General features: G+C 36.3%; 10 protein-coding genes. 7 read left to right on the top strand and 3 right to left on the bottom strand.

The window, feature by feature from the left end; translation table 11 throughout:
• Positions 1–47 precede the first annotated feature (47 nt).
• Both RCP16_RS08530 and RCP16_RS08525 read left to right on the top strand, forming a co-directional pair.
• A complete protein-coding gene (locus tag RCP16_RS08530) occupies positions 48–1,433 on the top strand; it encodes an MATE family efflux transporter (protein WP_308642171.1) in 1,386 nt (461 codons plus the stop codon).
• Positions 1,434–1,580: 147 nt separating this feature from the next.
• Complete coding sequence (locus RCP16_RS08525; protein ID WP_308642170.1) at positions 1,581–2,552, top strand: D-2-hydroxyacid dehydrogenase family protein; 972 nt, start codon at positions 1,581–1,583, stop codon at positions 2,550–2,552.
• A gap of 496 nt (positions 2,553–3,048) precedes the next feature.
• On the opposite strand, the gene RCP16_RS08520 is transcribed toward RCP16_RS08525, so the two are convergent.
• Positions 3,049–4,443, bottom strand: a complete 1,395-nt coding sequence (locus tag RCP16_RS08520) for an S-layer homology domain-containing protein (RefSeq protein ID WP_069328205.1) — start codon at positions 4,441–4,443, stop codon at positions 3,049–3,051.
• 160 nt (positions 4,444–4,603) lie between these two features.
• On the opposite strand from RCP16_RS08520, the gene RCP16_RS08515 reads away from it, so the two are divergent.
• Positions 4,604–4,774, top strand: coding sequence for a hypothetical protein (locus RCP16_RS08515; RefSeq protein ID WP_161594298.1), 171 nt, complete (start codon positions 4,604–4,606; stop codon positions 4,772–4,774).
• 78 nt (positions 4,775–4,852) lie between these two features.
• On the opposite strand, the gene cls is transcribed toward RCP16_RS08515, so the two are convergent.
• Complete coding sequence (gene cls, locus RCP16_RS08510; RefSeq protein WP_069328206.1) at positions 4,853–6,301, bottom strand: cardiolipin synthase; 1,449 nt, start codon at positions 6,299–6,301, stop codon at positions 4,853–4,855.
• A 154-nt stretch (positions 6,302–6,455) separates the two neighbouring features.
• Positions 6,456–7,805 carry an MFS transporter gene (locus tag RCP16_RS08505; RefSeq protein WP_308642169.1) on the bottom strand — a complete coding sequence of 450 codons (1,350 nt, stop codon included), beginning with the start codon at positions 7,803–7,805 and terminating at the stop codon, positions 6,456–6,458.
• A gap of 306 nt (positions 7,806–8,111) precedes the next feature.
• Here RCP16_RS08505 and RCP16_RS08500 point away from each other — a divergent pair, with 306 nt between their 5' ends.
• The 4 genes from RCP16_RS08500 to RCP16_RS08485 all read left to right on the top strand — a co-directional run bounded on the left by RCP16_RS08500 (position 8,112) and on the right by RCP16_RS08485 (position 12,805).
• On the top strand, positions 8,112–9,167 hold the full coding sequence (locus RCP16_RS08500; RefSeq protein ID WP_308642168.1) for an NAD(P)/FAD-dependent oxidoreductase: 1,056 nt from the start codon (positions 8,112–8,114) through the stop codon (positions 9,165–9,167).
• Positions 9,168–9,397: 230 nt separating this feature from the next.
• Positions 9,398–10,717, top strand: a complete 1,320-nt coding sequence (locus RCP16_RS08495) for a response regulator transcription factor (RefSeq protein WP_273593891.1) — start codon at positions 9,398–9,400, stop codon at positions 10,715–10,717.
• A gap of 109 nt (positions 10,718–10,826) precedes the next feature.
• Positions 10,827–12,035, top strand: a complete 1,209-nt coding sequence (locus RCP16_RS08490) for a threonine synthase (protein ID WP_137224336.1) — start codon at positions 10,827–10,829, stop codon at positions 12,033–12,035.
• A gap of 131 nt (positions 12,036–12,166) precedes the next feature.
• Entirely contained in the window at positions 12,167–12,805 is a 639-nt protein-coding gene (locus RCP16_RS08485) for a DUF1906 domain-containing protein (protein WP_308642167.1), read from the top strand.
• Positions 12,806–12,982: the final 177 nt, after the last annotated feature.

The following is a 12,982-nucleotide window of genomic DNA, read 5'->3' as shown; positions in this document are numbered from 1 at the left end:
AACTTCATAAGTTCAAGCTTGAAGAACAGTATCTATAGGAGGTCAATATGGTTACACAAACAAGTTGGACAAAAATTTTTAAATTCTCGTTACCTATGACCTTTATTGGGATTTTAGACTTAGGACTTATTTTGATTGATTTTTTTTGGATTTATGTTCTTATTGGTAATACGAATGCAATGGCTTCTGTTAGGGTATCTTCATCGATTGTTATTATACTGGAATCTGTAATAGTAGCTGTAATTTCTGCTTTGATGGTATATATTAGTCAACATTCCGGTGCAGGAAATTTGAAGCAGGCTAGAAAAGGAATCAGTACTGCATTTTCTTTTTCTATTTATGGTGGTATTTTAATGAGTATTATAGGTTTTTTATGCATACCACTATTAATACAATTGTTTGGAATTAATGATGCTTCAAGAGTTTACATACAAGATTATTTAGGAATGTATTTGGTAGGTTATGTTATTGTGGCACTCAATAATCTTTTACTATTCTTACCTCGTTATTTTCAAAAGATCACTATTATTTATAAAGCGTTAGGAATAACTTTTGCAGTTAATTTTATTACTTCCCCTTTATTGATGATTCTATTTTCTATATTGCATTACCCCGTGATTTCAGGTGCAGCGCTTGGAACTATTTTAGCTAATTTAGCATGTTCCTTATATTTAATCTGGAAGTTATTTTTTAAAGATTTTCTTGGAATTGGATTATCAAAAAAAGATCTTACTATTAAATTCAAGTATACATTACTTATAGAAAACAAAAACTATATTGGATCGCAAGTATTAACAGGTATAACATTCAATTTATCTAGTTTTTTATATATTTTGATTTTATCTTATTATCCATCTAATATTTTTAATGTGTATGCACTTGGTTCTTATGCTTTTACTTTTTTTGGAATAATTGCGAATAACTTTTCTGCTAGTCTTATACCTATGGTATCTCAAAATACAGGCGCAAAAAAATTTGATGAGACTAAAGAACTTGTCCGTAGAATGCTTACAATACTGGCTATATACGGTTTTACTATAGCTATTTTTATTATGATTGCACGTAATTTTATAGGCCATATACTTTCAAAAGAAGAAAATCTACAAGTATTATTTTCTAGTTATTTTTTATTTTGTTCTATACCTTGGGCATTTAATATTTTAGCGACTGTTTTTATTTTTGTAACTGCTGGTTCAGGCGATTCTAAAGGAAGTATGATTCTAACAATAGTTAATATGTATGTTCTAGTTATTACGGGCCTATTAACGATTCCTTATTTTTTCTATACGATGTCTACTGGTGTATTTTTTGCACTAGGAATGATTCAAATTCTTACCTTTTTATTCTCAATGTTTTATTATTTAACAGGAAGATGGACTAAAGCTTCTCTTATCAAATCGAAAGAACAAGAAGAAGCTCTTGCGAGTACGTAAAACGCATATTTATAAATATATATAAAGGTTTATATTTAAATATTATGGTAGTTACTCTTACTATGTTTATAATATATAGAATAAACATAATAGATTCATAGTAAATACTAATGATATTTGAATTTATTAATAAAGGAGTAGTAGACGATGAAGCTGAACTGTGCCATTCTTGATGATTACCAACATGTTGCCGAGCAGATGGCAGATTGGTCAGTGATCGAATCTCAAGTTAATATTCATAGTTATCATGAATATTTTGAAGATCGAAATGAATTGATTGAAGCGATTCAGGATTATGAAATTCTAGTGATTATGCGTGAACGTACCAAGTTTCCAGAAGATGTATTGCGTAAATTGCCTAACCTCAAATTGCTAATTACGACAGGTATGCGTAACGCTTCGATCGATCTCAAAGCAGCAGAAAAATTAGGTATTACTGTCTGTGGAACCAGAGGGAAGGGTGCTGCACCAACCGAATTAACATGGGCACTTATTCATGGGTTATCCCGTCATTTGATTCAAGAAAATGAAGCGTTCCGTAATGGTGGCGCATGGCAGAGTACGATAGGTGTTGGGTTGCAAGGTAAAACATTAGGATTATTAGGGCTTGGTAAAATCGGTCAACAGATGGCGCTGATCGGTCAAGCGATGGGTATGCATATTTTGGCATGGAGTGAACATTTAACACCAGAGCGAGCAGAAGCAGTAGGTGTGCAATTAGCGACTTCCAAAGAGCAATTATTAGCAGAAAGTGACTTTCTGTCGATTCATTTGGTACTCAGTGATCGCACACGTCGCATGATTGGAGCGCAAGAGTTCGCTTTGATGAAACCATCTGCTTATCTGATCAATACATCGCGTGCAGGTATTGTCGATCAGACGGCGATGATTGAAGCTTTGCAACAAGGAATCATTGCCGGTGCTGGACTGGATGTATTTGATACAGAGCCTTTGGCAGATGATCATATTCTGCGCAAATTACCTAATGTATTAGGAACACCACATATTGGTTATGTATCGGACGATAACTATAAGTGCTTTTATGAAGATGCTGTAGAAGACATCCAAGGATATCTTAATAACGATATACAGCGCCAACTTATCTACGTACGCAAATAAAGATACAATCTATAAAAGTATAATAGTTTCTTGTTTTCCTTATATATACCAAGAAAATATTATATTATTGATCTGAAAATGAATAGAGAACTCTTCAAAAAGTCTAAGATATAGAAAGTCACTTTTTACGTAAAGAAGTGATATTTTCTATATTAAAGACTTTTTTTGTTATAGATTGTATCAACACATTTGTATCAATATTCATACATATTATATTATTTCAATATATGAAAAATTCATAATAGAAAAAACCAAATAAGCTCACCCGTGATACTACAAGCAAACAATTTCAACAGAGCACCTGCACGTGTCAAAAGCTACCCTAATCCATATTTAAAAACAAGCAAAAAAACGACCGCTTATCTGTAAGAGATACAGCGGTCGTTTTTAAATACACTTTATAACATAAAGAGTATGTCTACAAAATCTTATTTAGGCAAAGGTATAAAAAAGAAGTATGTCTAAGCCTAAAATCAACTTAAAACAAAAAAAGTATTTACTTAGAATCTCCATTTAAATAATTAAAGAATGGGCCATCTACCCAGAATTGATAACGATCGACTTTCACAGAAGGATCAAGTGCTTTGAACCCAGCAGCTACAGTAGCCGATTTGTCATTAAGAGAGAAGGATTGTACATAATAATTGCCTTGTGTGATTTTATTATTGCTAATCACATCATAATCTTTAAGAGCCGTTTGAGAATAATACAGTGGTTGCCACCATGAGCTGTAGATCAATCCTTTTTGATCTTCGCTATCTTTTTTAGCATACGCCAGAATGACTTTTTGAAATTTATTTTTGTCAGCTGTATTAGCAAATTCAAAAGCTAAATCGTATTCTTTAGCATTAGCAATATAGTTACCGTTAGCAATTTGGGAGACATGATAATCTTCTGTCGATTTGGGTTCGCCCCATTCTTTCAAATAAATGAAAGCAGACGTTTTTGGTTCGAATTGTACTTTAGCAGAAATACCTTCACTGCGAAGTAAACCGATCAATTGCACAGCATGTTTGATATCGTCATGACCATAATTAAGTGATAATGAATCAATAAAGTTAGCTTCATAACGGTTGTCTTTGACATTGTAACCTGTTACCAGATTTTCTTCTAACGCTTTGTTCGCCAGTTCTTGCAGTTCAGGAGCTTGAATAAGGCGGGAAGTGTTATACGCATCTTGTAATTTGGCATAAATATCATCATCACTGGTGTAACCCAGATAGTGTTTATACTGTCCTTTGAACTTTAATACCTGTCCGAGTACAGTTTCGACAAATGTAGCCGACGGAGAAGCGGTATGAGCAGCCTGTACGGATGAATAAAGAGACTTAGGTAGCAATCCGCTATCGACAGCGACAGCCAGTTCCTGACCCGCTTGTGTAGATAAGGTAGAAGGTTGAATAGAAAGCTTGGCAAGAGCTGTTTTTACTTTAGCCGGAGGATATGTATATGCGAGTTCTTTCAGACCAGCCGCTTTGACTGCGAAATAAATAGCCGTGCGCGCATCTAATTTTTGATTAGGATGAACGGTTGTACCGGAGAGGATATCATTTTCAGACAAAGCAGCTGCTGCGTTGTACCATTTATTACTGGTTGGTACATCTGTAAATTTAGCTTCAGATTTTTCAGGAGTTAATTGCAAAGCTGTTGCCAAGTCTTGGATATATTGACCACGTGTTACTCCATTATTAACAGAAATCTTGAATTTGGATTGCAAAAATTGCGAGTATTCCGAAGCGCTAACCTCATGCTGAGCTACAACAGCAGTCGCCGCATCACTGGTACTGCTATACAATACAGGTGAAGCTACAACAGAGACGGCGAGTGTCCAAGCAATAACAGACTTACGAAGAACAGATTTTTGCAGAAATGCTGTAGAAAATGGTAACATTCTTAATCCCCTCCAATTAATTACATAAATCCTATAGGTTTTATGAGAAATATTATTCTGAATCATAATATGGAGGGTACGAACTGTCAATCAAAATAAATGTGATCTCTTAAATAGATAATAGAGTTGACCGATATTAAAATGATAACGATAAATTTATTTGAAATCATTGTTGATTGATGTAATACCAATACATAAGGTAGAAGGGGAACATAAATTGCTTCAGGTTATTGATTGTTGGAAACGTGCATGGGCTTATTATGATGATGTAGATAAAAGTATGGATAATCTCTATGAAAGTATAAAGAAATTAGAAATACAAGCGGAATAAGATATAAAACAAAAACTCGCTATTCGATCCGAATCATCTTCTACTCGAAGAATTCAGAAGAAAGCGAGTTTTTGTTATTTATAATATCGGAGAAAGCAGACGAGCAAACGATTCAAGCATCCGTTGATACAACGGACGATTTTCATAATCAGCCAGTGTAAGAACTTTGCTATCCAGAATATCTTGTAAAAACAATTCTTCTAGCTTGGTAGCTGTTTCACTGTCATACACAATCGCATTCACTTCAAAGTTAAGCTTATAACTACGAATATCCATATTGGCTGTACCGACAGAAGCGATCGTACCGTCGATGACCATTGTTTTGGCATGAAGAAATCCTTTTTCATACAAATAACAACTAACATTCAACTCTAACAACTCACGTAAATAAGAGTAAGAAGCCCAATAGACCATTTGATGATCTGGTTTTTTGGGAATCATTAGATGCACTTGCACACCTGAGAGCATGGCTGCTTTGAGCGCAGTAACCATACTTTCATCCGGTATAAAATAAGGTGTCTGGATCATAATACTTTTTTTCGCTTCATAGATCATTTTGATATACGAATACTTAATCGTCTCCAAGCTACTGTCCGGGCCACTGGATACAATTTGCATCCCGATATTACCCGTAAAAGGCTTGGTTACAGCAAACAACGAATAGTCTTCAGACATCGGTGTATTTAATGCCAGATGCCAATCTCGCAAAAAGTGAGTCTGCATTTGTAAAATCGAGGAGCCTTCCACACGTAAATGAGTGTCACGCCAGTAACCAAATCGTTTTACTTTACCCAAGTACTCATCGCCTACATTAAAGCCACCAATATAACCACAATCCCCATCAATAATAACCAATTTGCGGTGATTACGATAATTGAGTTTGAAGTTTACTTTAGGAATACTGGGTGGGAAAAAGGCAGCGGCATGACCACCGGCTTCACGAAGCTCACGGATAAACTTTTTGTTTACTTTTGAACTACCCCACGCATCATAAATTAGACGTACAGTAACCCCTTCACGAGCTTTGGCAGTTAGGGCATCAATCAGCTTACGACCCAATTCATCACGCTGAATAATATAATACTGAATATGAATATATTGTTTGGCATTCGCAATATCTTCAAATAAAGCGTCAAACTTTTCATTACCATCAGCAAAAATGCGAACTGTATTATCCTGCGTGTATAACGCATAATTACTGATTAAGTTCATATGCACAAGCTCATGATAACGACCGATCGAAGGATCATTGAACGAGAAACTTCTAGAGTGAAATTCCTGACGCTGATCTTCAACAACCGATTCGATAATAGATCTGAATTCTTTACGCAATCTGAATTTTTTGACCCGACTCAAATTCTGACCAAAAAATAAATAGACCATAAACCCAACGACCGGTAAAAACACCAGTATCATTAGCCATGCCCATGTTGCTCCAATATTGCGCCTTTCCATAAACACAATAAAAAGAGCGAAAAAGATATTAATCGCGATAAAAATCCAGGAAAGATGCGATAAAATAGACATTCACCGTTTCCCACCTTAGATATGTAATAGAGTTCACCATTCAGCATACCAAAAAATAAGATATTACACACTATAAAAAGAACAACTGCCTACAAAAGCTGTTGATCCAGCTCCATAGGCAGTTGTTATGTGATCTGATCTTATTATAAATAAACTAAATTTTGATATGATGATCGGCAGGTTCCGCAGGTTTGCTACGCATATACCAGATTAACATAATGAAAGACAACACTGTCATCGTTAACAAAACAACATAATTCATACGATAGATGCCTGAAGCCGATTCAAATGGATTACGTGCGATCAATAATCCAAAAACAGCAGTAGCTGTAGCACCACCGAAAAATTGTGTTAACTGAAATACGCCTACACCTGAAGACAATTGCTTGCGTGGAAGCATACGAGATACTTCATTTTGCAAAGATGAACCTACAGCTGAGAACGAAGAAGCCAGTAGCATGTAAGCAACCATTAAGATATAAGGAGAGAACGTTAAGAAGCCGATTAACCCAGCAAATGTCACGACCATAATAATATAACCGATAAAGGATAAACGATAATTACCATACTGATCGATCCATCGACCGATAATAGGGGTCATAATCGCTGACAAAATAGCACCCGGGAATATCATTAATCCACTAAAAGAAGCAGATTGACCAAATACTTGATTAAGCACTAATGGAATAAGGAACACCATTCCTAAGTTAATGGCAAAACAGCAAAACGACATAAACAACATTTTACGATAAGCGGTATTGCGGAATAGCTCTGGTAAAATAAATGGATTGGAAGATCGACGTAAATGAAAGACCAATACAATAAAAGCAACAATAGCTATTAATAGATTGACCCACGATAAGCGACCAATACTTAATAGTAGAGATGGAATAACGATGACCAGTAATCCTGCACCGACAATATCGAACTTCTGATCCTTTTTAAAAGAAAAATCTTTTTCAGAAGGAAGCATTTTCCAATACGCAGGAACAAGTAATACAATCAATCCAGTGACCAAAAATAAAGAATTCCAACCTAAGCTATCTGTTAAAATTCCACCGAGTACAGGGCCGATACCAAAAGCAAGCGAACCACCAGCTGCAATCAATGAAATCGATTTGCCACGTCGATCATTTGGAACATAACGGGTAGCAAGTACTAATCCTAATCCTTGCATAGGCCCTGCACCTGCTGCTTGTAAAATACGAGCCAACATAGCCATAGGGAAATTATTTGCTGTAAATCCGATCACACATGAAGCGACCAATAACAATATTCCAACCATTAATAATTTACGAACAGGATACCAATCAGACAACCGACTGAAAATAACAACCGATAACGCAAAGACTATCGAATATCCTGAAATTAGCCATGAACCTAGAGAAGAGCTAATATGTAAATCAGCAAGAATACGCGGTAAAGAAACATTGAACATCGTTGTGTTCATAACAACTAGAAATATGCCAGCTGCCCACAACGGAATGACTACTTTATCTCTCATTCACTAACCCATCCTATCTGTAATCTACTTCTTTATACTTACATACTTACTAGACTATAGCTGAATATTTTTGATATGGCAAAATGGATATAATCGGTAGCTTTTCTTTTAACCGCTTACAATTCGGTTAACCACCGAAATCTATGCTATTTAGTATTTAAAAAAAGAGAATATAAAATATAAGTATAATAAAATGTAACTTATTTTGGAGAACATGTTGAAACGCTTGGTATTCTAATCTATAATGATAATCATTATCAATTAAACAAGATAATGAATACATGATTGGATTGGGGAGTGACTATATTGAACCAAGAACTAGAATTGTATGATGTTACGATTATCGGCGGCGGACCCGCAGGATTATATAGTGCTTTTTATAGTGGTATGAGAGATATGAAGACCAAAATTATCGAATACAATCCGCAATTAGGCGGGAAAATTTTGATTTATCCTGAGAAAATGATTTGGGATGTAGGTGGATTGCCGCCACTAAGTGGAGCCCAATTAATCGAAAACTTGATCCAACAAGCAATGACGTTTGAACCTACTGTAGTGTTAAATCAGAAAATAGCAGATATTGAACGCTTAGAAGATGGCAATTGGTTACTGACTGCGGCAACAGGAGAACAACATTATAGTCAAACGATTATTTTGGCGATGGGACATGGTATTCCAACGATGCGTAAGTTAGAAATTGAAGGTGCAGATCGTTATGAAGTGACCAATCTTCATTATACCGTGCAAGAGCTTAATATATTTGCGGGTAAACATGTAGTCATTTCAGGTGGTGGAGATTCTGCTGTGGATTGGGCAAATGCGTTACAACCCATTGCTGAAAGTCTAACGGTGGTACATCGTCGTCATGAATTTGGTGGACATGAGAAAAGTGTAGCGATGATGAAAGAAACGTGTAAAGAAGTATTAACACCATATGGCTTAACGGCTGTACAAAGTCACAATGGAACTCAGATTGATGAGATTACAATCACACATATGGATACAGGAGAAGTTCGTCAATTGCCTGTGGATGCCGTAATCGTTAATCATGGAATGATCGGTGATCTGAGTCCTCTACTCCGTTGGGGGATCGAAGTGAATGAAAATGGCCGCCCCATTATTGATGAGAAACGCCAGACGACACAGCCGGGCATTTTCACAGCAGGCGACTTAATTGAATATACGAATAAACTATACTTAATCGCAGGCACATTTGTAGAAGGTGCTGCTGCTGTGAATAGTGCTAAAAAATACTTAGAACCTGAAGCCTACCAACAAGCGTATGTATCTTCACATAACAAAAAATTTGCAGAAAAAAATAAAATGCTCGAATCTAAAGTATCAGTTCATGCAAGTGTATAGTTGAAAAATGGTCTAGCTAAGCGAAGAAAAGGGAATAAAAACTCATTATTTGTCAAAAGACTGAAGCGAAAGCTTTAGTCTTTTTTGCAGTTAATTGTCCAAGCATATGATGATCCGAAGATAAATCTGATTCCTATAAATCTTATTTTAATTTTAAGTTGTTAAAGCGCTTAAACTTCTGGTATATTATGGATATGAATATAGATCTTATATCTGAGGAGGATACATACTTGTATAACATTCTGATGATAGATGATGATTGGTTAACGACCGAAAAGTTAAGTCAACTGTTATGGCATGCCGGGTTAAATATGTCTCATATTTTCTCAGCACATACATTTGCGCAAGGATTGGATTATATTCGTGAATATGAGATTGATCTGTTAATCACAGATATTGAAGTGGCAGGCTTAAATGGAATTGATTATATGCAACAGATTAAAATGATCAAACCGTCGATTGAGATAATAGTTGTCTCTGCAAATAATACATTTGAAAACGCGCAGACAGCTATTCGCTTAGGCGTTAAAAATTATCTGATCAAACCGCTTCATCAAGAACAATTTTTGGATTCGGTACGCGAAGTATTACTGCATTTAAATATTACTAGACCTGCTATTGAAAAAGTGAGTGTACCGCAGTGTAATCATTTTCAAATGAAACGACATACGATGCAAAACCATTTAAAATTAAATCAATTACTTGCTCCACAGCCTCATTTACCGTCAGATGATTCGTTATATCAATCGTTAGGCTTATATGGCCCTTATTATGCAATGCTCAAAATTCGTTATCAGCCACTGACTTCAAGGCAGATAGATCTTACATTAGAAGATCAACATTTGCTCAATTATGCAGTGATGAATATAGCGGTAGAAATCGTGCATGATCAGTGGAATAGTATTACTTTTGAAACGGACGATTGTGAGATCAATATTATTATTCAATGGGATGAAGCTTCTTACAATCAAGGTTGGAATGATAAGATTCGTCAGTTGAATCAATTGGGACAGCTACTCCATACTCATATCGATCAGTATCTTCATATACCAAATGTGATTGGGATCAGTCAGATTTTGAAAGGGTATTCATTTATTAAGCAGCTCAACGTACAAGCGAACCGAGCAGTACTATGGCATACCAAGTATCCAGATCACTATGTCTTCTATTATGGAAATATACACTGGAAAAGCGATGAACTTGAAGAACATGAATCCAAAAATCCATACAATCTCATCGTATCTCAAGTGAAAGAATATATCGAAAAGTATTACGGGCAAAAAGGATTAACCATTCATGATGTAGCTAAAAAGAATCATGTGAGTCCTAACTATTTGAGCTATTTATTCAAAAAAGATACCGGGTTTAATCTATGGGAGTATGTGATTAAGTTACGTATGGAAGAAAGTCGCAATTTACTGCTTCAAACTGATCTACGCCGTTATGAAGTCGCAGAAAAAGTAGGATATGAATCTCCAGAACATTTTAGTAAAATCTTCAAAAAGTATTACGGAATCAGTCCAAGTGAGTTCAAACAACTCCAAGCTTAGCAAATAATCATAACCAAGTTAACAAGTAAGGATAATTGGCAAAGGCATGTAGACCTGTTATGATTTGTAGTATTGATTAGCAAAATATAACAGGAAGCAGGAATCCATGATGACCTACAGCTATGTTTCTCATTTGGAATGTCCGGTATGTGAAAAAACCTATGATGTCAGTACGATACAACAATTGTGCATATGTGGTTCACCGTTATTGGTGCGTTATGATCTTGATCTCGTTCGTAATGAAGTGAAGCGATCATCTATTCGAGAGCGTAATCATGATCTCTGGCGTTATCATGAATTGTTACCTGTACAGCACGAAGATCATGTGATCACATTAGGGGAAGGAATGACTCCTTTATTACCTATGCCTGAATTGGGTCAATCGTATGGATTGAATCATTTATATATGAAAGATGAAAGTCTGATTCCGACAGGAAGCTTCAAAGCTAGAGGAGCCGCTGTCGGTATCTCCAAAGCTAAGGAATTAGGCGTACAGCACTTTGCGATGCCAACCAATGGTAATGCAGGAGCTGCATGGGCGCTGTATGCTGCTCGGGCAGGCATCAAAGCGACGATAGTCATGCCTCAAGATGCACCGTCTATTACTCGAACAGAAGTGGCTTTATCAGGTGCAGAGTTGTATCTAGTGAATGGGTTGATTAGTGATGCGGGTAAAATGGTCGCTGAAAAAGTAACACATGATCATATTTACGATGCTTCTACGCTCAAAGAACCTTATCGGATCGAAGGCAAAAAAACGATGGGATTTGAAATTGCAGAGCAATTGGGATGGGCGATGCCCGATGTTATTTTGTATCCAACCGGTGGCGGTGTAGGATTGATCGGTATTTACAAAGCGTTGCAAGAATTGAAAGAGATCGGTTGGTTAGCAGGGAAGTTGCCACGCTTAGTCGCTGTTCAAGCCGAAGGATGTGCTCCTATTGTAAAAGCGTGGGAAGAGAAGAAAGAGCGCTCTGAATTCTGGGAGCAATCGACCACCGTTGCTTTTGGTATTAATGTTCCCAAAGCACTTGGAGATTTTCTAGTATTGCGTGCGTTATATGAGACAGACGGTATGGCGATAGCAATCTCCGATCAAGAGCTATTGGAAGAGCAAAAACATATTGCTGAACGTGAAGGTACATTTGTTTGTCCAGAAGGAGCAGCCACTTTTGCAGCAGCGAAGCGATTGGCTGCTGAGGGCTGGATAGGAAGCGATGAATCGGTGGTTGTTTTAAATACAGGTGCAGGTATTAAATATCCGGATACAGCACAGATTGAAGTTCCTTTATTAGAAATTGGCGAATCTATTATATAAGTCATGAAAGGTAATGGGCAACACTGAATACTATAATAAATGTACTTCTCTAACTGGAAAAATGTTACAATCTCTGTATATACAATTACTTTTTTTGGTAGACCATCCAATCGAAAAGGGGATACATCACAATGAATCCAGGCGAAGGACATCCAACAGACAAAGGCATAGATACCGAATCGTTATGTGAAGAAAGAGCTTTAGAGTTAAAGCAAGCCGGTTATCATTTTGTTGGTAGATATTATAATCATAATAATCCTCACAAAAATCTAACACGGACAGAAGCTCAAGCGATAACGCAAGCAGGACTTTATATTGTAGCAGTCTGGGAAAATGGATATCCCACTTCTGTCTCTTATTTCTCGCAAGAAGTAGGAGAAAGTGATGCTACATTAGCTTATAATTATGCCAAACATACTATTGGACAACCTAAAGATTCAACGATTTATTTTGCAGTCGATTTTGATTCGTCGCCCAACGATTTAAGTGAATTTATTCATCATTATTTTCAGAAAGTGATTGATACCTTTAAGATATTAGGTAATGAGTATAAAATTGGCGTGTATGGTTCAGGACTTACTTGTGAATACATCCTCAAAAATTTTCCCGAGATATCCTATACATGGTTAGCTGAATCATCAGGATGGAGCAATTCTAGAACATTTGAACAATGGAATATTAAGCAAGTAGGTAGTGGCACAGAAATCGGCTTTTCGGTCGATTTTAATGAAACACAGGGTGATGGTGGAGGATTTAGATTAGAAGCCTGAGATTCACTTCTTGCGTAAACATAATGGGTATAAGGATCATATGATCTCTAATGAAGTCGACTGTATTCAATCCGCTGAATTAAATTATGAAATCTTGTTCTTATCTTAGCCATAGATAGAGCAAGATTTTTTGTTGTGCTTGACCTTAACGTTACGTCAATGTGTATGGTGAAAAAG

The sequence above is a fragment of the Paenibacillus nuruki genome, from assembly GCF_963311185.1.
GTDB lineage: Bacteria > Bacillota > Bacilli > Paenibacillales > Paenibacillaceae > Saccharibacillus > Saccharibacillus nuruki.
Note: the sequence above shows the minus strand (reverse complement) of the source record. Positions and strands in the feature narration are given on the sequence as shown.